The following is a 23,870-nucleotide window of genomic DNA, read 5'->3' as shown; positions in this document are numbered from 1 at the left end:
CTTTATTAGTAGTTTTCATTTAAAATTTTAGCAAGCGTCTCTTTATCCACACTTTCATAAGCAAGCAGATATGAGCTGATCTTTGCGATTTGCTCGTTTGTACCCTTTAAAAAGGAGATTATCTCATCTTTTGCTTGTTTTAAAATTTCTTCCACATCATTTGGATTTGGCACGAAAGAATTTCCCATGCCGTATTCATAAACCATCTTTGAGGCGATCTCTTTTGCTAAATTTAGATCGTTACTTGAGTTTGAAAAGATGTCATTCTCATCTATCTCAAGCTTGCACATGCCAGAGATAAGCACCTTTATGCGTGAGAGCATCTGAGACTTTGACTCGATCTCTTGCTCAGTCGCCATAAAGCGGTCTTCTATGAGCGAAATTTTTTCAAATTTCACGTCAAACCAGTAAGCACTTAGCGCTTTTGCGCCTTGATAGATGGCTTGAATTTTCTTCTCGCTCTCGCTGTAGCTTAGCACCTTTTTCTTGCCGAGCAAGACCTTGTTTAAAACAGCTTCAAAGTCTCTCATCCTAAGCACGCTCTCGCCGTTTCTTAGGGCATTTATCGCAGCTTCATTTACAAGCGTGCTAAGTGCCGCGCCAGAAAAGCCAACGCTCATCCTAGCGATATCTTCAGCTGACACTTCGCAGTTTTTGTCTTTTAGATATGTATTTAGGATAGCCACCCTGTCGTTATAATCAGGCATTGATAAAAATATACGCCTATCAAAGCGCCCTGATCTAAGCAGCGCCTCGTCGATCATCTCGATCCTATTTGTAGCAGCTATGACGATGACGCCAGAATTGTCCTCAAAGCCGTCCATCTCGGTTAGCAGCTGATTTAGCGTGGCTTCTCTCTCGTCGTTTCTAGCCCCACCCCTGCTCTTGCCAACGGCGTCTATCTCGTCGATAAAGATGATTGAAGGTGCGTAAGATTTGGCTCTGCTAAATAGCTCTCTAACTCTTTTTGCGCCCATTCCGACATAAATTTGCACAAAACTCGCGCCATTTTGGTAAAAAAACGGCACATTTGCCTCGCCAGCAACCGCCTTTGCCACAAGCGTCTTACCAACGCCCGGAGGGCCTATCATTAGCACGCCTTTTGGCATTTTGATACCAAAATTTCTATATTTTTGCGGATTTTTAAGAAAATCAACTATCTCACTAAGCTCGCTTTTGACCTCGCTAATGCCTGCCACATCGCTAAATCTCACGTTTGAGATGACTGGCATCGCATTTTGATTTAGCACGCTTTCTATCTCAAAAGCGCCGTCCTTTTTGCTTAAAAGGCTCTCCTCTTTTTTCTTAATAGCCCTAAAAATATAGGAGTACCAAAGCACAAGGCAAACAAAGATGATGCTTCCCCAGACCATGCCAGGAGTGATATACTGCACGCTTCGCTCGACTGGGACCTTTTTGATGAGCTCTTTTATGTCTATGCCCTCTTTTATGATGGCAAAGCGGTTATTTTGCGCATAGAGGATGACCTCATCTTCGTCGATGACCGCTTTATCGATGAAATTTCCATCCATTAGTTGCATATATTGCGAGTAGGTGATGTTTCGTGGCTCTTTGCTCACAGCAAAAAGTAGCGCTATTATCAGAGCCACAGCGGCTATTATCAGGATGTTTTTCTTGTTAAATTTAAATTTTTGCATAATTGGCATCTGGCTTAATTTCATATTCGCTTACCTCCAACCACTCTTTTGTTATGTCGTTTTGACTAGAAATTTTAGCTTTGTTGTAAAACTGATCAAAACCCTCGTAAAAGTCGCCGTTTTTTTGCTCGACTAAAATTTTTAAAGTCCCATTACGTTTTTTTCTAAAATTTTCATTATTTTGCAAAGCAATGCCTTGTAAAATTTTGAGCCTACTCTTTGCCACGTCGCCACTAACGTCGCTTTTTAGCGTCGCTGAGTGCGTATCACGCCTAGGCGAATAGACAAAAGCGTGCAAATGCGTGATAGGAAACTTCTTGAAATTTTCCACCGCCTCTGCCCAAATTTCTTCACTCTCACCTGGATGGCCCACGATATAGTCAGTCCCCAAAGCAAAGCCAAGAGAGCTTAGCTCATTAAAAAGCTCTAAGTCGCTAAATGCGTTGTTTCGCCTGCGCATGATCTTTAGCATCGCCTCGCTCGTGTGCTGAAGTGCGATGTGAAGATGGCGCTCCAACCACTCCTCTTTTAAAATTTCCCTAAAGCTCTCATCTATCTGGCTTGGCTCGATACTGCCAAGTCTTATGCGTCTGATGCCTGAAATTTTGCCTAAATTTGCTAGCAGTTTGCCAAGAGAGCTATTTGTATCCTTGCCGTAACTGCCTATGTTTGTGCCAGTTAGAACGAGCTCATTATAGCCATTTTGAGCTAAAATTCTAGCTTCTTTTAAGATCATCGCCTCGTCCATGCTCCTAGCTCTGCCGCGCACTGATGGGATGATGCAGTAGCTACAGTTAAAGTTGCAACCCTCTTGTATCTTTATAAATGCCTTTGTATGATTTTCGTAGTTTGTGACGATGTTTTTATCGACTGAGTTTAAATTTCCAAGCTCAAAAAAGGGCTTTTCTTGTTTTAAAAGCTCGTTTAGATCGCTCTTTTTACTAGCTCCCAGCACTCCGTAAATTCCGCTTGCAAACAGCTCCTTGCCCTTACTAACCGCCCCACATCCTGTTAGTATGACCTTTGCCCCGCGTCTTTTTACGCCGTTTATATAGTTTCTAACGCCACTATCAGCCGAGTTTGTCACGGTGCATGAGTTTATCACGACGATATCAGCGACCTCTTCGTCGTTTGTGATCTCGTAGTCTTTGATGTAGCTCTTTAAAAGCTCGGTGTCGTAGATGTTTGTACGGCATCCAAATGTCTTAAAAAATATCTTTTGCATTAGATATTTTCACCCTCTTGCTCAGCGTGATCTACATGATCGCTTGGCGTTTCTTTCTTGCCTATAAACATAGTTTGCGTTGGGTAAGCTATCTTTATATCATCGTGAGCCAAAAATGCCTCGATTATCTCAGCGCTTATCGTGCTTCTAAGAGCGAGCGTGGCGTATGAGTTAGACATATACCAGCATGAGATATTGATGCCATAAGGCTCAAAAAATGTATAAATTCTTGGCTCTACATTTGGATTTTTGATGCTGTACTGACTTCTTAGCTTGTTCATCTGGCGTTTTGCGATATCAGTGTAGCCTTTTGAATATTTTTTTACTATATTTTTTGCTAGATAGGCTGCCTTTTTGTGATTGCTATCAAAGCTTATCACGACATCTATGCCATCCCAAACGGTCTTCATACCGTAGTGCGAGTAGTTTGCGATGAGGTCTGTAAAGATGTAGTTATTTGGCACAAAGATGATCCTACCTGCACGGCGGTTTGTCTTATAGGTAGAGTAGCTGACATCTTCAAAAACGGTTAGGCGAAGCAGTGAAATGTCTATCACATCACCCACAAATTCGCTCCCGTCGTGATAGACCCTGACGCGGTCTCCCACGTGGATCGTGCCACCAAACATGATAACCATCCAGCCAAGCATACTCATAAACATATCTTTCATCGCGATGGCGATACCAGCTGAGGCAAAACCTAGCACGGTTACTAGATATGTGACGTTTTCGATGTATGAAAAGAGCAGGATTATGATGATAACGGTGATGTTTAGCACGTTTAGAAATTTATTGACCGTGTAAAATCTCTCGTTATCCGTGATCGTTCTTTTAACGATAAATTTAGCGATAAATGTTAGTCCGATCGTTAAAAGGATGACGATGGCTGTGTAGCCCATGCTTAAAAACTGAGCCTTGATGTCAGAGGTCGTCAAATTTATCGCTTCATCAGCCCTTTTTTCATAGACGCTATAAGTGGTATCAGCGATCTGTTTTGCCGCTTTGAAGTCGCCTATCTCTTGTTTTGCAAGGTTTAGACTTGCTCTATTTTGCTCGCTATCATCTATTAAATTTAGTCTATTTAGCAAATTTTCTTTTGCTTCAAGCTTCTCAAGCAAGGTGTCAAGCTCTTTGATGTGCCTTTGGTACTCGATCTTGTCGCTTCTTATCTTTTTGATGTATGAAAAGCCAGATATTAGCGCAACTGGGCTATTTATCCTAGGCGGTGTCTCCATTTCTGGTGCTGCTAGCATATTTGAAAATGGCGTTTTCTCATACTCTTTTAGCAAATTTATCTGCTCTTTTAGAGTTTGACTTCTCTTTATGAGATCGCCACCTCTTTTTGAGCCTTTATCAAGCTTTTTAAGCTCATTTTCATTTTGCTCTAGCTCATCAAGAAGCTTTTGATAGGTGTTGTAGTTGGCGTATCTTGTGATCCAGATGTTATTTTTTAGGGAGTTATCTAGGTTTGAAATTTCTTTTATAAGCTCGCTATTTTGTAAATTTTGTGAGACATTTTGCTCAAGCGTAGCGTTTTCTTCAGCATAAAGCGCAAAGCAAAAAACTAAAAAAACTAGGATCTTTTTCATTTAAATTCTCTCAAAGTTTCTAAAACATCCTCTTTTTTGACGTCATTTTTGATGATCGCACTGCCGATTTTATCTGCGATGATGAAATTTATCTTATCACCTTTTGTCTTTTTATCCATAAAAAACGCCTCGTAAAATGCATATTCATTTTCTATTTTGTAGCTTACAGGCAGATCAAATTTCACTAAAACCTGCTTGATCTCTTCTGCCTGCGCCTCACTCATGAGACCTAGTCTAACGCTTAGGCGATTTGCCATATTCATACCTATAGCCACCGCTTCGCCGTGTAAAAATTCCTTGTAATTTGTCTCATTTTCTATGACGTGAGCAAAGGTGTGACCGTAGTTTAGGATAGCTCTTAGCCCCTTTTCTTTTTCATCTTGCTCGACCACTCGAGCTTTTAAATTTATCGACTTTTCAACCAGCTTAGCTAAATTTTCATCGTCTAAATTTACGCTCTTTAGCCAGTTAAACATCTCTTTATCAAATGTTATCGCCATCTTTAAAGCCTCAGCCACGCCAGCTGCAAATTCTCTCTTTGGCAGTGTTTTTAAGAAATTTATCTCACAAAAAACTGCCTTTGGCTGATAAAATGAGCCAATTAAATTTTTACCAAATTTGTTATTTACGCCCGTTTTTCCGCCCACACTAGCATCGACTTGTGCTAGAAGCGTGGTTGGGATATTTATGAAGTTTATCCCTCTTTCATAAATGCTAGCAGCAAAGCCCGTCATATCGCTGATGACACCACCGCCAAGAGCTATGAGCGTAGATGCGCGGTCAAATTTACTAACAAAAAGCTGCTCTAAAATTTGCTCTATCGTCTCAAGGTTTTTATACTCTTCGCCGTCTGGCACGCTAATGATAAATTTCTCATCGCACTTTAAAACGCTAAGTAGCTTTTCAAGGTGAAGCCCTGCTACTTTGGCGTTTGTGACGATACCGACCTTGCCTTTTAGCTCCAACTTCTCAAGCTCATTTATATAAATTTTATAGCTTGAGCCCTTTTCCTTAAGGTTTAAATTTATCTGCATTTTCTACTCACTTACTGGCACAAAAAGCTGTGCGTTTTGGCTTAGTTTTTTATAAAGTCTATTTAAATTTGTCGATAAAAAGGCAAAAGCACTACCATTTGCCACACTCTTGCTAAACATCACAAAATGAAGTAGATCATTTGTACCTTTTAGCTTCACTAGCGGGTTTTTGAGGCTGTGATTTTCTATCTTTATGCGCTTTGAGAAGAGCGTGCTAATGCTCTCAAAGTGCTCTTTTAACGCCTCATCGTCGCTATGCTTGTTATCAAAATAGTAAAATCTCATCTCCAGATCAAGCTGCGCGCAGCAGTCTGTGATGATGGCTGATTGATTTTCGACCTCTTGGCTTTGATCGCCAAGTATCACGCCCTCTTTTACCTTTGAGAGCAAAATTTTACCCGTTTTTAGCACTGGGATTTTAAGCTCATAAAATAGCTTTTGGAATTTAAAAAAGTATCTATCATCGCTTATGATAAGCCCTATGTCGTGCTTTAAAACGTCATCTTTTATCGATTTATTGTCGCTATTAAAATAATCCATCAAAACAAGGATATTTTTCTCTTTTATCGCCTTTAGTGTCTCTAAATTTTCACCTAAAGTTGGGTTTATAACCCTAAAGATAAGGCGTTTGTTATTTAGCTTTGAATGCACATATAAGCTATCTTTTATGAGCTTGCTAACGCGCTCTTTACTCATTGATCTCATATCTATTAAAGTGTAGATGTTGCTACCAAATGGACTTGGAAACTGCCCGCTTTCGCGTTTTATCGAACGATAAACGTTTTGAAGCACGTTTGGATCGCCAACGATTAGCAAGATATCGCTTGGTTGGATCATTGTATTTGGCTTTGGCAAGATGATCTCAGTACCTCTGTAAATAAGCGCTATCCGCCATCTTTTTTGAGCGATCGAGCTTACATGGCGATACATATATGAGCTGCCAATAGGCACCTTAACCTCCATGATCTCGCCCTCGCTAAAGCCGATATTATCAGCATATACAGGCATGTCTGGCAGATAGTCCATGAGCCTTGAAGCTGCGATATCTCTGATATCAACCACACTTAGGTGCTTGTCGCTCGCGAAAGTCTCTTTGCACTTTTCATCTAGCTCCCACGAGTTCATGAAAATGGTCTCTGTTTTTGTGCTGATCTGTCTTAAATTTTCATAAATGGCAATTGCCTCTTTTTCATTGTCACTCACGATACAAAACTGGCTAAAATAGCCGTCGCTTACGCTCTTTAGCTTTGAAAGGCTTGTTGGGTCAAACTGATAAAATGTGAAATTTTCATAATTTGCCTTTTGGCTAAGGTCTTCGCTTGAAACGACGATATAGTGGTGTAAATTTGACTTTGCTCCAAGAAGTCTATCTAAAAAATTTCTTGCAAAAGCTCCATCTGCGATTATTAAAATTTTTTTCATTAATTCTCCGTATTTTAAAGCCACATTATAACAAAAGGTCTTTAAAATAAGCTATTTTTGGCTGTAAATTTAAGCTTTCACAGCCAAAAAATTTAAGAAAATTTTAGTAGATTATTTCAGAGATTAAAGTATCGATAGCTAAATTTGTAGCCTTGTTTATCGTATCAAAAATAGTGCTTGAGCTTGGGTCTGGGCAGAAAATTTCTTTTGTTATCATGCCTGATTTGAGTGAAGTGTTTGCGTTAAATAGCTCGTAAGCTAGCGAAACTTCGGCTTTGTCGCCTCTTATTTGAAGTGAGATGATGCTAACTTTTAGCCTAAGATCCTTTGCATTTGGTGAAAATATCGGCTTTGCAGCGCAGTTTGAGTAAAGTCCTTTTACGAGTGATTTATATATCATTTCGCTTGGTTCAGAGACAAATTTAGCATCGCTCAAATATCTTATCTTATTGTTTTCAGCAACGATTAAAATTTTTCTGGTATCAACCATATCAAGGGCACTTACGTTTTCGATAAAGACATTTTTTAGCTCTTTTTGCTTATTTTCAGCCGAGCACTCTTTGTTTGAGTAGTGTATCTCATACATCGTAGCCTGTGGCACGTCGGTCTTTAGCGAGCAGCCAAAAAATAAAAATGCAGCTGCTAGAAAGATTAAATTTCTCATTTTTTATCTCCTTTGTCATTTGGCACTGGATTTGTGAAGAAGAACTCGTAAGGGTTGTCCTCAAGTCTTTGAAGCGCGCCTCTAAACTCACGTAGCGTCTTGTCAAATCCATTTAAAAACTCACTAGCCTCTCTAAGAAGCGGAGAGACCGTGTTTCTAAGGTCATACTCGCCGTTTTTTACCTTTTGAGTGATGATATCTTGAAGCGAGCTATATCCAGTGACGGCTGAATTTGCTGATTTAAAAACCGAATTTGCACTTGCGATTAGCGTGTTTAAATTTTTAGCAAGCTCTTTTGTGTCTGTTTTATTTAGGCTGTCGGTGAAATTTTTTACATTTTTAACGATGCTATCAATCTCGCTTAGACCATTTTCATCGGTTAAAACCTGAGTAAATTTATCGATATTTCTTAGGATTGACTCGATGTGAGAGATATTTTCAGCCGAGAAAAAGCCATCAACCTTATCAAGGGTTTGATTTATCTTAAAAGTGATGTTTTCTGCGTTGTTTCCAAGCTTTGAAAAGAGGCTCTCCTCAAGATGCAAGACAGGCTTTTGACCTGACTCAAAGTCCTTTGTGCCGCGGCTTATATTTATGCTAGCCACACCGCTAATAGCCTGAACTTCGATACTTGCAACGCTATCAGCCTTTATAGGTAGGTCCTCTCTTATCTTCATCGTGATATTTATAAGAGCGTTTTTGTCATCGACAAAGCCTATATTACTAACAGTTCCTGCTGGCACGCCGATAAATTTAACCGTAGAGTCCACCTTTAAGCCGCTTGGCAGTTCGCTCGTGTGGATGTAATACTCCTTGAAATCAACCTTTGTGTTATTTTTACTAGTCATCCACCAGATAAATATCGCAAAAGCTGTAAGGCAGGCTATAAAAAACATGCCGACAATGGTGTAAGAATTTCTATTTTCCATCTATTTTTTCCTCATTTTAAATAGCTCTTCAAGCGGGTTATTTTCGAGATATTCAAGCTCTTTTATATCTCCCTCAAAGGCTATTTTTTTGTTATCTATTATCAAAAATCTATCCAAAATATCAAAAATACTATCCGCATCATGTGTCACCATGACGACAGTTACACCGATGCTATCACGAAGCTCTTTTATGAGCGCGTCCATCTGCCGCGAGCTAACAGGATCAAGGCCGCTGTTTGGCTCATCTAAAAATAGCACCCTAGGGCTTAGCACCAAGGCTCTTGCAAGCGCAGCACGCTTTTTCATACCGCCACTTAGCTCGCTTGGATAGAGCATTGAAACCTCTTTTTTAAGCCCCACTTTTTGTATCCAAAACATCGCTATCTCATCGATCTGGCGCTTGTTAAATTTAGAGTACTCATGGAGCAAAACGCCCACGTTATCAAGGATCGTCATCGAGCTATAAAGCGCTCCAAACTGAAACATCGTCCCACTTTTTAGCTTTATCTCTTGCTGCTCCTTTTGGCTACTTTTCCACATATTGACGCCGTCAAACGTTATATCGCCCTTATTTGGCTTTTTTAGATATATCATCGTCTTCATTAGCGTCGTTTTACCAGTGCCACTGCCGCCTAAAAAGCCGTAAATTTCAGCCTCTTTGACGCTCCAGCTCACATTATCGTGCATTATCTTGTCGCCATAACTTGTCGTTATGTTTTTTCCAACTATTATCTCGTTCATATCTTTAGCCACATAAAAATTATCGCGAAAAATGCATCAAGCGCAATGACCCAAAATATCGCATTTACAACGCTAACGGTTGTCATCGCTCCAAGACTTTGGGCGTTTTGACTAACGCCAAATCCTCTCATGCACCCAATGATCGCTATCACCGCGCCAAAAAACGGAGCCTTTATCATACCAACAGCAAAGTGCCTAAGCTCGACCATCTCGCGAAATCTATTGAGATAGTCGCTAAAGCTGATATCAAGAATAGTTTGGCAAATGATCATCTGCCCTAAGATGCTTATACTATCAGCTATAAAGATGATAACAGGCACGCAAAGCACCATGGCGATGATGCGTGGCAGCACCAAGAAGTTAAAGGGCTCAAAACCCATCGTCTTCATCGCATCTATCTCCTCAGTTAGCTTCATAGCGCCAATTTGCGCGGTAAAGCTAGAGGCCGACCTGCCCGCGATGACGATAGCAGCGATTAGTGGGGCCACCTCTCTAAGCGTTAGCATGCCCATGATCTCAACTATAAATATACTTGCCCCAAAGCTTGCAAGCATCGCACTGCCAAGATATGCAAGCACGACGCCTATCAAAAAAGCGGTGAGCGAGACGATGAAAACGGCATTTACGCCACCATCTTTTATGTAGTTGCTAAATTCTCTAAATCTTAAATTTGCAGGATTAAATAAAATCCTCACGCTCTTTATCAAAAACTCGCCCAAAAACGAGCCAAACTCAAGCAAATTTACAAATCCCTCGCAAATTTTCTCACCGAGACGTGAGAAAAAATTTAGGCTATTGTGCGGTGGCATATATTTAAAATCAATCTTCTCATCATTTAAAAGATCGCTCATCGCCTTTATCTTCTCGTCATTTGTAATGATCTCAAATTTCTTGCCATTTAGCGTGTTTTTTAAAAGGATCAAAACAGCGTAATCAATGCTCTTTAACTCGCTAAAGTCAAATTTAACATTGCCGTTAAGCTTTTGGATTTTTTTAAAAATGCTTTGTAAATTTTTTGCGTCTTTGTAGCTAAACTCGCCTGCAAATTTTATTGTTGCAGTGCCGTTTGCTTCGCTAAAAACGATATCATTTCTTTTTTGCAAAAAGTTCCTTTGCCTTAAAATTTCTGTATTATATTATAAATTTTGTTAAAATAAAAAATCAAAAATTAAGGGACTTAGATGAAATTTGAAGTTATAAAAAAAGATGGCAACGCAAGGCGAGGCGTCCTAACAACTGCTCACAGCGTTATACAAACGCCAGTTTTCATGCCAGTTGGCACGGTTGGCGCAGTTAAAAGCCTAGATGCCTTTGATATGAGTGAAATTTTAGACGCAAAGATAATCTTAGCAAACACCTATCACATGTATCTGCGCCCTGGCAGCAAGGTCGTGCGTGAGTTTGGCGGGCTTCATGGATTTTCTAAATTTGATCGCTCGTTTTTAACTGATAGCGGCGGATTTCAGGCATTTTCGCTTAGGTCAAACACCAAAAACGACGATGGCGGAATAAAATTTAAAAGCCACATCGACGGCAGCACGCACTACTTCACGCCAAGATCCGTCCTTGACACGCAGTATGACCTAGGCAGCGACATCATGATGATACTTGATGATTTGGTTGCCTTGCCAGCTGAGCCAAAAAGGATAGATCTTAGCATAAAACGAACGATAAAATGGGCAAAAGAGGCGATTGATTACCACAAATTTATGCAGAGTAAGGGCGTTGGCTTGCAGCAAAATATCTTTGGTATCGTTCAAGGTGGCACCAACTATGAGGCACGTAAATTTTGCGCTGAAGCCTTAAATCAGATGCCATTTGACGGCCTTGCCATAGGTGGGCTAAGCGTTGGCGAGAGCAACGATGCGATGTATGAGACGGTTGAGGCGGTTATGCCATTTATGGATGAGCTAAGACCTCGCTATCTAATGGGCGTTGGCACGCCTGAAGACCTAGTTGAAAACGTGGAGCGAGGCGTCGATATGTTTGACTGCGTCATGCCAACAAGAAACGCAAGAAACGGCACGCTTTTTACTAGCTTTGGCAAGATAAATATAAAATCAGCCAAATTTATAAACGACCACGCGCCGATAGACCCAGCTTGCCAGTGCTACACCTGCAAGCGCTACTCCAGAGGCTATCTAAACCACCTTTTTAAGGCAAGGGAGCTAACATTTTTTAGACTAGCAAGCCTTCACAACCTGCACTACTATTTAAATTTGATGAAAGAGATGAGAGAGGCGATAGAGGCTGGAGAATTTGCTAAATTTAAGCGAAATTTCTACGCAAAAAGGAGCGCAGATGAGCTATAAAAGCGCACTTTGTGGATATTTTTATGGAGAAGGGTTTGACTACATCATGCTCATCTCATCATCGCAAAAGCAAGTTTTTAAATTTTTATTTAAAGATGGCAAAATTTACAAAGAAGATCTTGAACATGAATGCGACAAAAGCACTTTTGAAGCAGCTATTAAGGGGATTTGTAACGAATATGCAAATAAAATTTTAGAGCATCAAGACGAGCTAAATGAGTATGAGAAAATTTATGCTAGCAAGAAAAATTTTGAGAAATTTATAAAAAGACACCACTTTTTAAAGTATGAGATAAGGAAATTTCAAAATAGCATTTCGCACTTTTACGAAGCCCTTGCGATCTGCCAAAGCGAGCAACAAGGGCTTAAAAAAGAGCTTAAAAACAGCATCCATGAAGCAAGCGTATTTAAAACCATAGCCAACGAATACGCCTATAGAGTTGAAGATATCTATACATTTATACAAAGTGACAAAAACGACAAGATCAACAAAAATATCTACCTTTTAACGCTACTTTCGGTGCTATTTTTACCACTAAATTTTATCACTGGCTTTTTTGGCATGAATACAAACGGCATGTTTTTAAGCTCATTTAAAGATGGCACGTTGATAGTCTTTGCCTTTATAGCGATGCTTTGCGTGCTATTTTTTATATTTTATTACAGATCAAATAAGGATATTAGTTAAATTTATTTATGCTTGGCAAGTTGATCCAACCTGCCAAGTAAATTTGAAGTTATTTTTTCTTAATGATGATTTTCTCACCGTCGCTATCAATGGTGATCTCATCGCCACTTTCAAGCTCATCTTTCAAGATCATATCAGCGATCTTGTCTTCAACTAGCTCATAAAGCGCTCTTCTAAGAGGTCTTGCTCCATAAACTATGTCAAAGCCAGCTTTTGCGATAAATTTCTTAGCCTCTTCGCTTAAAACTGCCTTGATACCGCGGTTGTGAAGAGTTTTTTCAAGCTCTTTAAACATGATCTCTACGATAGATATTAAGCCTTGCTCATTTAGAGGATTAAATATGATAGTGTCATCAAGCCTATTTAAAAACTCAGGTTTAAAGTAGTTTTTAAGCTCGTTTTTAACAGCTACATCACGATCTTCGCCCTTTAGCTCCATGATGAAATTTGAAGCGATGTTTGAAGTTAAAATGATGATCGTGTTTTTAAAATCAACCGTTACACCTTTATTATCAGTCGCACGTCCGTCATCTAAAATTCCCAAAAGTATGTTAAATACATCTTTGTGAGCCTTTTCAACCTCGTCAAAAAGTATGACTGAGTATGGTCTTCTGCGAACTGCCTCTGTTAGCTGACCGCCCTCATCGTAGCCCACATATCCTGGAGGCGCACCAAGAAGCCTGCTCACGCTATGTTTTTCCATATATTCGCTCATATCAAAGCGGATAAGCGCCTTCTCATCGTCAAATAAGAATTTAGCCAAAGCCTTAGCAGACTGAGTTTTACCAACGCCTGTTGGTCCAAGAAATAAAAATGAACCAATCGGCCTTTGACCCTCATTTAGCCCTGCTTTGTTTCTCTTAACAGCACGTGCAAGTGCGTGTAATGCGTCATCTTGACCGACAACGCTCTCTCTTAGATGCTCTTCGATGCGCAGATATTTTTCTTTTTCGCTTGTTAGCATCTTTTTAACTGAAATTCCAGTCCATTTGCTCAAAATTTCAGCCACAAGCTCCTCATCGACTTGATTTTTAAGAAGCACGCCCTCTTTTTTCATGTGCTCCCATTTTTCTTCAAGCTCATGTTTGTGCTTTTTGGCGTCTGCTATCTTGCCGTATTCTATCTCAGCAGCCTTTTGAAGATCGCCATTTCTTTTTGCTATCTCAGCTTGTGATTTTAAGCTATCGATCTCTTTTGTTGCTTTTGAAATTCCGCCAAAAACGGCCTTTTCGTTTTCAAATTTAGTATCAAGCGCTAGCTTTTTCTCATTTAGATCAGCTATCTCTTTTTCGATCTCGCCAAGTCTTTCTTTGTTTTTATCCGCATCCTCCATCTTTAGAGCTTCTTTTTCTACTTGAAGCGTTACGATCTCACGTTTTATCTTTGAAAGCTCGTATGGTTCGCTCTCTATTTGCATCTTAAGCTCAGCTGCTGCCTCGTCGATAAGATCTATTGCTTTATCTGGCAAGAAGCGGTTTGCGATGTAGCGGTCGCTTAGCCTTGCTGCGGCAACTAGCGCGCTATCAGTTATCGTGATGCCGTGATGAACTTCAAGACGCTCTTTTATACCGCGTAAAATTTGAAGTGCCTCATTTACACTCGGCTCTTTGACGTCTATTGGTTGAAAACGTCTTTGAAGTGCTGCGTCTTTTTCAAAGTATTTTCTATACTCTTTTAATGTTGTCGCACCAACAGCGTGAAGCTCGCCACGCGCAAGAGCTGGTTTTAGGATATTTGCTGCGTCCATTCCGCCCTCGCTAGCACCAGCTCCTACTATGGTGTGAATTTCATCTATAAAAAGTATGATGTTGCCAGCTTTTTTGACCTCGTCGATGACAGCTTTTAGCCTATCTTCAAACTCGCCTCTATACTTTGCTCCAGCTACAACTGCGCTCATATCAAGTGCGATAACACGCTTGTTTGCAAGGCTTGTTGGCACATCGCGAGCCACTATCTTTTGAGCTAGCCCCTCAACGATAGCTGTTTTACCAACGCCTGGCTCACCAAGCAAGATAGGGTTATTTTTGCTCTTTCTTATTAAAATTTGCATCATTCTAGTGATCTCTTCATCACGTCCGATGACTGGATCAAGCTCTTTATTTAGGGCTTTTTGCGTTAGATCGATACCAAATTTCTCTAAGCTATCAAGTGTATCATCGCCAGTTTGGCTATCTATCTTTTTACCGCCTCTTATGCTCTCAAGATTCTTTTTGATCTCTAAGATGTCGCAAAATTTGCTTAAAATTTGTTTGATCTCACTAAGCTCAAGAGCAGAGATGATCCAAGTATCAACAGCTACGTAGCTATCGCCCATGCTTACCATTAAAGCTTTTGCATTTTCAAGCGAATTTATAAGCTCTCTTGAAACTGAAACGTTATCTTTTGTAACGTTTGAGCTACTTGGGAGTGACGAGATCTTGCTTTTTATCTCAAGCTCGACTGCGTCTTTGCTTATATTCATCTTATTAAATACTTGATTTAAAATAGAATTGCTATCAGCAAGCAAAGCCCAAAAGACGTGAAGTGGCACAACTTGTGGATTTTTAGAAAAGATCGCTAAGCTAACGCCTTTTTCAAGTGTCTCTTGCATCTGCGCTGTTAAATTTTCTGTTATGTCAGCCATTAAAGCTCCTTAAGTTATTTTATAATGGCGGCATTATATAACTTTAGTCTTATATTGTCAAGTATTTTTATAGCCTTTGTCACTCTTTTTATATAATTGCTAAAATTTGCTGTTATAAATTTGTGTTAAAAATAGACAAAAGATAAAAATATAAGGTTAAATTTATGCTTTTTTTAGCCAAATGTTAATAAAATTGAGCCAAAAAATATAGGAGATATTTTGAACAAATTTACTAGATCTTTTGCGCTAAAAATAACAGGCGCCATACTCATCTCAAGCGTAGCAGTAAATGCACTTTTTGCTAAAACCGAAGATGAGGCGAGTGCGAAACTTGAAGCACTTTCAAAACTTACAAAAACCATCTCAACCGTTGAAAAATACTACGTTGATGATATTAAATTTAAAGAGATAATCGACAAAGCCATCGCTGGTTTGATGCAAAATTTAGATGCTCACTCAAGCTTTTTAAATGAAAAAGCATATAAAGATATGCAGGTGCAAACAAGCGGAGAATTTGGCGGACTTGGCATAACAGTTGGCATGAAAGATAGCGCACTAACCGTTATCTCGCCTATCGAGGATACTCCAGCTGATAAAGCAGGCATAAAGGCAGGCGATATCATTTTAAGGATCGATGGCAACTCAACTATCGGTACAACGATAGATGAAGCTGTAAATAAGATGCGCGGCAAGCCAAAAACTCCGATAACAATTACGATTTTGCGAAAAGGCGAGCAAAAGCCATTTGACGTAAAGATCATAAGAGATCTTATAAAAGTTGAGTCTGTCTATGCAAAAATGATAGAAAACGATAACATCCTTTATATACGCGTCACAAATTTTGACAAAAACGTCGTCACAAAGGTAAAAGAGGCTATCAAAGAGCATCCAAAAGCAAATGGCATCATACTTGATCTTAGAAACAACCCTGGCGGTCTTTTAAATCAAGCTGTTGATCTAGTCGATCTTTTCGTAGATAATGGTATCATCGTATCTCAAAAAGGTCGTGACGCATCTGAAAATGTAGAGTATAAAGCAAGCGCTAGCAAAACCTTATCAAAACTCCCACTTGTTGTCCTTGTAAATGGCGGAAGTGCAAGTGCTAGCGAGATCGTAAGTGGCTCACTGCAAGATCACAAGCGTGCGGTGATAATCGGTGAAAACACCTTTGGTAAAGGCAGCGTTCAAGTGATCTTACCAATAGACGATACAGAAGCGCTAAGACTAACCATCGCAAGATACTACTTACCAAGTGGCAGAACTATCCAAGCAGTTGGCGTAACACCTGATGTAGTCGTGCATCCTGGCAAAGTGCCACAAAGCGACGATAGTGCATTTAGCATCAAAGAGAGCGAACTAAAAGCGCACCTAAAGAGCGAGCTAAACAAGATAAATCCAACAAGTGAGGGCAATAAAACTGAAGCAAAAGATGATAAAAATATAATCACACAGAAAAAAGTCGATGAAGATATTCAGTTAAAAACAGCGATTGATACGATCAAAATTTTAAAGATAAAACAACAATAATCTAAAGGAGAACAACATGCAAAAAAGAGAGCTTATCTACGAGGGAAAAGGCAAGAAAATGTACGCCACAGACGATCCAAATCTACTTGTGGCTGAATTCAAAGACGATCTAACAGCGTTTGACGCTCAAAAAAGAGGCAACGAAGCTGGCAAAGGTGCGCTAAATAACAAAATTTCTACTCAGCTTTTTAAACTGCTAGAGAGCAAAGGTATCGTCACTGACCTAGTTGAGACAATAAGCGACACTGAGCAAGTGGTCAAAAAATGCGAGATCATACCTCTTGAAGTTGTTGTGAGAAATATCGCAACTGGCTCACTTAGCAAAAGGCTTGGCATAAAAGAAGGCACAGTTCTACCTTTTACACTTGTTGAGTTCTACTACAAAAATGACGATTTGCACGATCCACTAGTTACTGATGAGCACTGCATCATCATGGGTCTAGTAAAGAGCGAAAAAGATCTACAAACACTAAGACACACAGCAAGAGAGATCAACTCTATATTATTTAAATTCTTTGCAGAGAGAAATTTAAAACTAGTTGATTTCAAAGTCGAATTTGGCATCGACAAAGATGGCAACATCATCTTAGCAGACGAGATAAGCCCTGATAGCTGCAGATTTTGGGATGCGACAACAAACGAAAAACTTGACAAAGATAGATTTAGACAAGACCTTGGTAGCGTAAAAGTAGCTTACGAAGAAGTTTTAAGAAGAATTCTTTCTTAAGGACAAAGATGAAAGCTGTCGTAAACATAGCATTAAGAAGCGGGGTCTTGGACCCTGCTGGTAAAGCAGTGGAGCACGCTCTAAATTCGCTTGGATTTAGCGGTATTTCAAATGTCAGGATAGGCAAACAAATCGTTTTAGACATCGACGAGAGCGATAAAAGCAAAGCAAAAGATCAGCTAAAAGTGATGTGTGAAGAGCTTCTAGCAAACACTGTCATCGAAGACTACGAGATCGTGCTATGAAAGTAGCGATCATACTTTTTCCTGGCACAAACTGCGAAGAAGATACAGCTCATGCTTTTAAGCTACTTGGCTGCCAAACGCAGATCATCTGGCACAAAGAAGATAAGATCGATGCTGATCTAGTCGTTTTGCCTGGTGGTTTTAGCTATGGCGACTATCTAAGAACGGCTGCGATAGCTAAATTTAGCCCTGCTATGCAAGCTGTAAAAGAGCATGCAAAAAAAGGCGGCTGCATTTTAGGAATTTGCAATGGCTTTCAGATGCTTCTTGAGCTTGGACTTTTAAAAGGTGCGATGAGAAGAAATGAAAATTTAAATTTCGTCTCAAAATATCACCACCTAAAAGTGATCTCAAATAACAATAAATTTCTATCAAATTTAGCCAAAAACGAAGTGGTAAATATCCCTATCGCTCACGGCGAGGGCAACTACTACACTGATGAAGATACGCTAAAAAGCCTATATGATAACGAGCAAGTCCTGCTAAAATACTGCGACAGCCACGGCAATGAGATAAATCCAAATGGCTCAGTTGATAGCATAGCTGGGATTTGCGATGAGAGTAAGAGGATCTTTGGTCTTATGCCTCACCCAGAGCGCGCTTGCGAGAAAATTTTAGGCACAGATGATGGCATGAAGATGTTAAAAGGGCTAGTTTGGTAAAACGAACACTTTTTATCGCCCTACTCGCGCTAAATTTATTTGCCGCAAACACTGATGAAGTCAGCGTTTTTGACATGATGGATGAGGCAAGAGAGGATAAATTTGTAAATAGCCAAGCATCAAAGCCGCAAGCAAAGACTCCAAGCGAAGAAGATATATCAAGAAAGCTCGTCTCTCCACGCTCTATCGCCCCACAGCCAGAGCGTATCACTCCAGAGCAGATGCGAAATATCGTCCCGACAAACGAACCAGACATCAGCGTCCCTGATAATCAAGTCTATGACAAGATAAAAATAAAAGACCTCCTTTTAAAAGCGACAAATATCCCTAAAAATGTCGTCGTAGGAGAAATTTTTAGCGTTGAGATCGTAGCTGATACGCAAAGCGACCTTGAGTTTGAGTTTGAGACACAGCTTGATGAAACAAATATCAAATGGCTAAATAAGAAGAATTTTCAATGGGTAAAAGGCGAAGAAAACAAATACATCGGCACTTTCTACCTTGAAGCAACAAGCATTGATGCAAAGACTTTACGAGTTAGCTTGGATCTAAAAAGAAATGGCGAGAACTATCAAAACTCAAACATAAATATCTTTTTACCAAAGCTAAAAGAGCTTAGAAGTGACGAAAATTACAACCACATCGTCGCTGACAACCTTGAGGTAAAGAAATTTAAAACGACTAAATTTGATGATATAAACAATATCATGGTCGTTGAAATTTATGGCAACAATGTCGATCTAAGCGCATTTAATATCGAAAATAAAACGATCCTAAAGCAAGGCGTAGATACGATAAACGGCGACTTTAACTCACAAAGTGCATATTATTTTGCAGTGTTTAAGCCAAACAAAAAGACACTTGACTTTAACTACTACAACCTAAAAAAAGCTAAATTTGAGAGCTTTTCACTGCCTGTGAGCGTCGAAGAGGACGAGGTTAGCACGCAAATCGGTCTAAATCCAAAACAAAGTGAATTTAGCACTTACAAAGATATCACGATCTACTCTTTGGTCGCTATCTTTATCTTACTAGCGATCTGGCGAGGAAAGCTAAGCTACTTCTTTGTGGCAGCTGTTTTTATCGCACTAGGGATTTACACTTACAATCCTTTTGGCAAAGCAGTGCTTAAGCCAGATGTGAGCGTCACTATCTTGCCAACTAAAAATTCAACCGTTTTTTATACATCTCGCAAAAATGAAAATGTTGAAATTTTAGACACAAAAGATGACTACTCAAAAATTTTATTCGCAGACGGCAAAATCGGCTGGGTAAGAAAGGGTGATCTTGTCAAAAATTAGAGCTTTTTTCTTTTCTATTGAATTTGTGATAAGCGTCGTTATTGTCGTATTTTTTATGTGGCTCTTTAACTCTAAAAATAGAGCCATAAGAAAATTTTGGGGCAGATCGCAGAGATTTTTTGGCGGGTATAAGCTAGAAGTCATCGGTAAATTTAGCGACGAAGCAAATATCTTGCTGATAAATCACCAAAGCATGCTTGACATCATCGTGCTTGAAGAGATCCATCCTAAAAATATCTGCTGGATCGCAAAGGCGCAAATAGGCAAGATCCCAATCATCGGTAAAATTTTGAGCCTTCCAAAGATGATAGCGGTCGAGCGAGAAAATAAGCACTCACTAATAAAGCTTTTAAGCGAAGCAAAAGACAGAGTAGAAAATGGACGTGTTTTAGCGATATTTCCAGAAGGCACAAGGTCTCAAACCAAAGAATTATTACCATTTAAAGGTGGTGCGAAGTTGCTGGTTGAAAAGCTAAATTTAAAGGTTCAGCCTATCGTGATCGTTGGAAGCGATGCGATGAAAGTGAAAGAATTTAGCTTTAAAAAAGCTGGCATCAAGCTCTTTTGTCTTGATCTAGTCGATACCTCAAAACAAAACTGGCTAGAGGCGACTAGAGAGAGCATGCAAAAAGTCCTAGACGAAAACAGAAAATAAATTTAGCTTTGTAAATTTCTTTTCTAGAATTCACATTTTATGTAACCACTATAAAGAGTTAAAATTAATAAGCAATAAAGTAAATGTTGGTGTGATATTACCTTATAAATTTAGACAAATCACCTTAGTAAAAGGAATTTTATCCACCAGCGTTTTACTAATATCTTTTAGAAGTTTTTATATATCAAAGCATGTATCCAAATTTGCTTTTTACCGCCACGAGCAAACAAGCTTTAGTAGATAGACTGCTCTCTACACCATTAAATATAAAAATTACTACACCTTATAACACTTTGCTCATATTAGTTCAGCCGTTTATTATGAGCATTAAATTTTATTTAAGCCTAATGCTTAAATTAGATCTCTTGCTGGCTATTTTTATTAGCCATAAATGTTAGTTTGTGATTGCGGTGAAATAAAATAAATAGAAAAATTTAAATTATAGAAGTACGACAACTATTTGGCGGAGAGCTCCGCCAAATTTAGTTTTTCTTGAAAAATCTCAATATCTTTGCTTGTAGTTTAAACTGCTCTGAAAGCTCCATTATCGGATAAGCTCCAGCGTATTTTTTGCCGCCAGGTAGGTCTTTACTAACGCCGCCGCGTGCCGCGATCTGAGCAAAGTCTCCAACGCTTACGTGACCAGCTGAGCCGCTTTGTCCGCCCATGACGACGTTTCTGCCTAGCACTGTTGAGCCAGCAAGTCCAGTTTGTGAGACGATGAGGCAGCCATTTCCAAGCTCGCAGTTGTGGCCTATTTGAACGAGATTGTCTATCTTTGTGTAGTTTGCGATCATCGTGCTTTCAAAAACGCCGCGATCTATCGTCGTACAAGCGCCGATCTCGACAAAATCACCCAAAACAACATTGCCATTGTGATAAATTTTCACATGCTCGCCAGTTTTTGTATGCGCATAGCCAAAGCCGTCACTGCCTATAACGCAGTTTGCTAGCAGGTGGCACTCATTACCGATGACGCAGTCATTGTAGATGACGACGTTTGGATGGATGATGCAGTTTTTACCGATAGTTACGTTATCGCCCAAAAAAGCTCCAGCCATCACTATCGTATTTTCGCCCACGCTCACGTTTGAGCCGATATAGACATTTGGCATTATAGTGGCACTCTGGGCGATATTTGAAGGTTTTGGCTCGCAAAAAAGCGGCTTAGCGTAAATTTTACTAAGGATAGCAAATGCAAGGTGCGGGTTGTCGCACACAAGCGCCACCATGCCTGCTGGCACTAGATCTAAAAGCGATTTTGTCACCAAGATAGCTCCAGCGTTTGAAGTGCTTATAAATTTGGCATTTTTCTCGCCATCACAGTATGTTAGCTCAGCTTTATTTGCATTTTTTAAAGAATTTAGAGCAAAAATTTCAAGATCTTCTCCGCTAAAAGTAGCATTTACTTTTAAGGCTATTTCACTTAGTTTCATCATATATCCATTATCACAGATCCGCCGCGCACGACATCAACTGGGTTAAATTTCTTTATCGATTTTAAAAAGCTCTCTACCCTGTTCGCATCATCAGCCACCATGACGACGATGTAGTTTTCGTTTGTGTTTGTGACGATGCCATTATATGTCTTTAATATCGCCTCAAGTCCGGCGAAATTCTCGCCAAGTGGGATTTTCACAAGAGCCATCTCTTTTTCGACAAATTCGCCACTTTCTATGACTTTATATGTCGGGATGAGCTTATGAAGCTGTTTTACGATCTGCTCCAAAACCCTCTCATCGCCGCTTGTGACGATGCTTAGTCTTGAGAAGTTGCTCTCAGGTATCGGAGCAACTGTGAGCGTGTCGATGTTGTAGCCCCTGCCCGCAAAAAGCCCAGAAATCCTAGCCAAAACGCCATGTTCATTTAAAACTATAACTGATATCGTTCTTCTGATACTCATTTTTCTTCCTTGCTCTTTAATATCATATTATAAATCGCAGCCCCAGCTGGAACCATAGGAAGCACGTCCTCAAAGCGGTCGATCCTAACGTCGATAAGAGCTGATTTTTTACTCTTGATCGCCTCTTTTAACGCCTTTTTAAACTCATCTTTACTCTTGCAAACAAAGCCAACGCCGCCAAATCCCTCAGCGATCTTTACAAAATCAGGCTGCAAGCTAAGATCAGTCGATGAGTAGCGCTTCTCATAGAAAAATGTCTGCCACTGGCGCACCATGCCTAGGAAGTTGTTGTTTAAGATGATGTTTATGACAGGGACATTTGTCTCATAAGTGGTCATTAGCTCTTGGATATTCATAAGTATCGAGCCGTCGCCTGTGAAATTTACAACCAAATGCTCAGGCTTGGCACACTTTGCGCCGATCGCTGCAGGGAGACCATATCCCATCGTACCAAGACCGCCACTTGTGACAAGCTGCCTTGCGCGGTTAAATGGATAAAACTGCGCTACCCACATCTGGTGCTGACCAACATCAGTTGCGATGATAGCCTCAGGGCCAACTATCTTTGCGGTCTCTTCAACCACCCATTGAGGCTTTAAGACCTTGTCACTATCTGTGTAGCCAAGTGGGTTTAGCTTTTGATATCTATCTAAAATTTCTCTCCAAGGCGCATAGTTTTTAGGCTCACCTTTCACCTCTTCATAAAGCTCACTTAGCACGTTTGTAAGGTCGCCAACTATCGGATAGTGCGCGTTTATGATCTTTGAGATAGAGCTTGGATCGATGTCGATATGAATGATCTTAGCATGTTTAGCAAACTCGTCCGTTTTGCCTGTGACCCTATCGCAAAATCTAGCGCCAAGCGATATGAGAAGGTCGCACTCGCTAAGAGCCATATTTGAAGCGTAGCTGCCGTGCATGCCTGCCATGCCTAAATTTAGCTCATCTTTTGCATCAAGCACGCCAAGAGCCATAAGTGTCTCGACCGCTGGGATGCCAGTTTTTTTCATAAATTTACGTATGATCTCGCTTGCATTTGATGCGACAGCACCGCCACCGATGTAAAGAAGTGGTCTTTTTGCTTCATTTATCGCAGCTGCTGCTTTTTTTATCTGCTTTGAGTTGCCTTTATATGTCGGTTTGTAGCTTGGGATAGAAATTTCTTTTGGATAGACAAAGTCGCCAAGCCTTGAAGTGACGTTTTTTGGGATATCGATATGAACTGGTCCTGGGCGGCCTGATCTTGCGATGTAAAACGCCTCTTTTATGATGCGAGGTAGCTCCTCGACGCTATTTACTAAAAAGTTGTGTTTGACACAGGGGCGTGAAATGCCGACTGCATCGATCTCTTGAAAAGCATCTGTGCCGATCATAAAGGTTGGTACTTGACCGCTTATAAGCACAACTGGGATGCTGTCGCTGTAAGCCGTGGCAAGACCAGTGACTGCGTTTGTAAAGCCAGGGCCGCTTGTCACAAAAGCCACGCCAACTTTGCCGCTAACCCTAGCGTATCCGTCTGCTGCGTGAACGGCTGCTTGCTCGTGGCGAACCAAGACGTGCTTAAAATAAGTTTGTTTATATGTTTCGTCGTAGATATTTAAAGCTGCACCGCCAGGATAGCCAAAAACTATCTCAACGCCCTCTTCGTGCAAGGCTTCGCTTATCATCTGTGAACCAGAAATTTGTTTTATCATCACTTTAGCCTTTTGATAAATTTATCGCAAATTATATCCCAAAGCATTTTAAATCCATTTTAACTTTTTAGCGAAATTTGGGCGTTATCTTAAATTTTTTGAAAAATTTTTGAGTTAAAAAAGCGAAAAATACAAAATATTTTACATATATTTATGCATATTATTTTTAGTATTTCGATAAATTTGGCAAATTTGGAGCAAAATTTAAAAAGCGGAGGGGTGATAGCCAACCAGCCAACCAGCCAACCAGCCAACCAGCCAACCAGCCAAC

21 protein-coding genes are annotated in these 23,870 nt (G+C 40.0%); 8 read left to right on the top strand and 13 right to left on the bottom strand.

The window, feature by feature from the left end; translation table 11 throughout:
- Positions 1 to 5: 5 nt before the first annotated feature.
- From F3G98_RS05030 to F3G98_RS04990, 9 genes are all read right to left on the bottom strand, one after another.
- On the bottom strand, positions 6 to 1,658 hold the full coding sequence (locus F3G98_RS05030; RefSeq protein WP_149725877.1) for an ATP-dependent metallopeptidase FtsH/Yme1/Tma family protein: 1,653 nt from the start codon (positions 1,656 to 1,658) through the stop codon (positions 6 to 8).
- On the bottom strand, positions 1,645 to 2,883 hold the full coding sequence (gene mtaB, locus F3G98_RS05025) for a tRNA (N(6)-L-threonylcarbamoyladenosine(37)-C(2))-methylthiotransferase MtaB (protein ID WP_103597546.1): 1,239 nt from the start codon (positions 2,881 to 2,883) through the stop codon (positions 1,645 to 1,647). The genes F3G98_RS05030 and mtaB overlap by 14 nt, the downstream gene beginning before the upstream one ends.
- Positions 2,883 to 4,472, bottom strand: coding sequence for a mechanosensitive ion channel domain-containing protein (locus tag F3G98_RS05020; protein WP_103646869.1), 1,590 nt, complete (start codon positions 4,470 to 4,472; stop codon positions 2,883 to 2,885). Before F3G98_RS05020 ends, mtaB begins: the two co-directional genes overlap by 1 nt.
- Positions 4,469 to 5,506, bottom strand: coding sequence for a 3-dehydroquinate synthase (gene aroB / locus F3G98_RS05015; RefSeq protein WP_103646868.1), 1,038 nt, complete (start codon positions 5,504 to 5,506; stop codon positions 4,469 to 4,471). The genes F3G98_RS05020 and aroB overlap by 4 nt, the downstream gene beginning before the upstream one ends.
- A 3-nt stretch (positions 5,507 to 5,509) precedes the next feature.
- Positions 5,510 to 6,928 (bottom strand): COG3400 family protein, encoded by a 1,419-nt coding sequence (locus F3G98_RS05010; protein WP_103646867.1) that lies wholly within the window; start codon positions 6,926 to 6,928, stop codon positions 5,510 to 5,512.
- Between the two features lie 103 nt (positions 6,929 to 7,031).
- Positions 7,032 to 7,592 carry an ABC-type transport auxiliary lipoprotein family protein gene (locus F3G98_RS05005; RefSeq protein WP_103646866.1) on the bottom strand — a complete coding sequence of 187 codons (561 nt, stop codon included), beginning with the start codon at positions 7,590 to 7,592 and terminating at the stop codon, positions 7,032 to 7,034.
- Entirely contained in the window at positions 7,589 to 8,521 is a 933-nt protein-coding gene (locus F3G98_RS05000; protein WP_103646865.1) for an MlaD family protein, read from the bottom strand. The genes F3G98_RS05005 and F3G98_RS05000 overlap by 4 nt, the downstream gene beginning before the upstream one ends.
- Complete coding sequence (locus F3G98_RS04995) at positions 8,522 to 9,262, bottom strand: ABC transporter ATP-binding protein (RefSeq protein WP_103646864.1); 741 nt, start codon at positions 9,260 to 9,262, stop codon at positions 8,522 to 8,524.
- Positions 9,259 to 10,365, bottom strand: a complete 1,107-nt coding sequence (locus tag F3G98_RS04990; RefSeq protein WP_103617445.1) for an MlaE family ABC transporter permease — start codon at positions 10,363 to 10,365, stop codon at positions 9,259 to 9,261. The genes F3G98_RS04995 and F3G98_RS04990 overlap by 4 nt, the downstream gene beginning before the upstream one ends.
- Before the next feature lie 78 nt (positions 10,366 to 10,443).
- On the opposite strand from F3G98_RS04990, the gene tgt reads away from it, so the two are divergent.
- On the top strand, positions 10,444 to 11,574 hold the full coding sequence (gene tgt, locus F3G98_RS04985) for a tRNA guanosine(34) transglycosylase Tgt (RefSeq protein ID WP_149725831.1): 1,131 nt from the start codon (positions 10,444 to 10,446) through the stop codon (positions 11,572 to 11,574).
- Positions 11,564 to 12,262: a CorA family divalent cation transporter gene (locus tag F3G98_RS04980; protein ID WP_103608199.1), complete on the top strand. Its 699-nt coding sequence runs from the start codon at positions 11,564 to 11,566 to the stop codon at positions 12,260 to 12,262. The genes tgt and F3G98_RS04980 overlap by 11 nt, the downstream gene beginning before the upstream one ends.
- A gap of 49 nt (positions 12,263 to 12,311) precedes the next feature.
- On the opposite strand, the gene F3G98_RS04975 is transcribed toward F3G98_RS04980, so the two are convergent.
- A complete protein-coding gene (locus F3G98_RS04975; RefSeq protein ID WP_103597532.1) occupies positions 12,312 to 14,885 on the bottom strand; it encodes an ATP-dependent Clp protease ATP-binding subunit in 2,574 nt (857 codons plus the stop codon).
- A 252-nt stretch (positions 14,886 to 15,137) separates the two neighbouring features.
- Here F3G98_RS04975 and F3G98_RS04970 point away from each other — a divergent pair, with 252 nt between their 5' ends.
- Genes F3G98_RS04970 through F3G98_RS04945 form a run of 6 tightly spaced genes read left to right on the top strand, consistent with a single transcriptional unit; the run spans position 15,138 to position 20,002 of the window.
- Positions 15,138 to 16,412: a S41 family peptidase gene (locus F3G98_RS04970; protein ID WP_223231318.1), complete on the top strand. Its 1,275-nt coding sequence runs from the start codon at positions 15,138 to 15,140 to the stop codon at positions 16,410 to 16,412.
- Between the two features lie 16 nt (positions 16,413 to 16,428).
- On the top strand, positions 16,429 to 17,139 hold the full coding sequence (gene purC / locus F3G98_RS04965) for a phosphoribosylaminoimidazolesuccinocarboxamide synthase (RefSeq protein ID WP_009293856.1): 711 nt from the start codon (positions 16,429 to 16,431) through the stop codon (positions 17,137 to 17,139).
- 8 nt (positions 17,140 to 17,147) lie between these two features.
- Positions 17,148 to 17,384 carry a phosphoribosylformylglycinamidine synthase subunit PurS gene (gene purS / locus F3G98_RS04960; RefSeq protein WP_103608201.1) on the top strand — a complete coding sequence of 79 codons (237 nt, stop codon included), beginning with the start codon at positions 17,148 to 17,150 and terminating at the stop codon, positions 17,382 to 17,384.
- Positions 17,381 to 18,046: a phosphoribosylformylglycinamidine synthase I gene (gene purQ / locus F3G98_RS04955; protein ID WP_103608202.1), complete on the top strand. Its 666-nt coding sequence runs from the start codon at positions 17,381 to 17,383 to the stop codon at positions 18,044 to 18,046. The genes purS and purQ overlap by 4 nt, the downstream gene beginning before the upstream one ends.
- Positions 18,040 to 19,347: an SH3 domain-containing protein gene (locus F3G98_RS04950; RefSeq protein WP_103608203.1), complete on the top strand. Its 1,308-nt coding sequence runs from the start codon at positions 18,040 to 18,042 to the stop codon at positions 19,345 to 19,347. The genes purQ and F3G98_RS04950 overlap by 7 nt, the downstream gene beginning before the upstream one ends.
- Positions 19,334 to 20,002 (top strand): lysophospholipid acyltransferase family protein, encoded by a 669-nt coding sequence (locus F3G98_RS04945; RefSeq protein ID WP_103608204.1) that lies wholly within the window; start codon positions 19,334 to 19,336, stop codon positions 20,000 to 20,002. The genes F3G98_RS04950 and F3G98_RS04945 overlap by 14 nt, the downstream gene beginning before the upstream one ends.
- Before the next feature lie 482 nt (positions 20,003 to 20,484).
- On the opposite strand, the gene lpxD is transcribed toward F3G98_RS04945, so the two are convergent.
- Genes lpxD through F3G98_RS04930 form a run of 3 tightly spaced genes read right to left on the bottom strand, consistent with a single transcriptional unit; the run spans position 20,485 to position 23,596 of the window.
- Entirely contained in the window at positions 20,485 to 21,438 is a 954-nt protein-coding gene (lpxD, locus tag F3G98_RS04940) for a UDP-3-O-(3-hydroxymyristoyl)glucosamine N-acyltransferase (protein WP_103608205.1), read from the bottom strand.
- Positions 21,438 to 21,899, bottom strand: a complete 462-nt coding sequence (gene ilvN, locus F3G98_RS04935; RefSeq protein ID WP_223231317.1) for an acetolactate synthase small subunit — start codon at positions 21,897 to 21,899, stop codon at positions 21,438 to 21,440. Before ilvN ends, lpxD begins: the two co-directional genes overlap by 1 nt.
- 2 nt (positions 21,900 to 21,901) lie before the next feature.
- Positions 21,902 to 23,596: an acetolactate synthase large subunit gene (locus tag F3G98_RS04930; protein ID WP_223231316.1), complete on the bottom strand. Its 1,695-nt coding sequence runs from the start codon at positions 23,594 to 23,596 to the stop codon at positions 21,902 to 21,904.
- Positions 23,597 to 23,870: the final 274 nt, after the last annotated feature.

This window comes from Campylobacter concisus, from assembly GCF_902460895.1.
Taxonomy (GTDB): Bacteria; Campylobacterota; Campylobacteria; order Campylobacterales; family Campylobacteraceae; genus Campylobacter_A; species Campylobacter_A concisus_BC.
The sequence above is the reverse complement of the archived record's forward strand: the minus strand, read 5'-3'. Positions and strand labels throughout refer to the sequence as shown.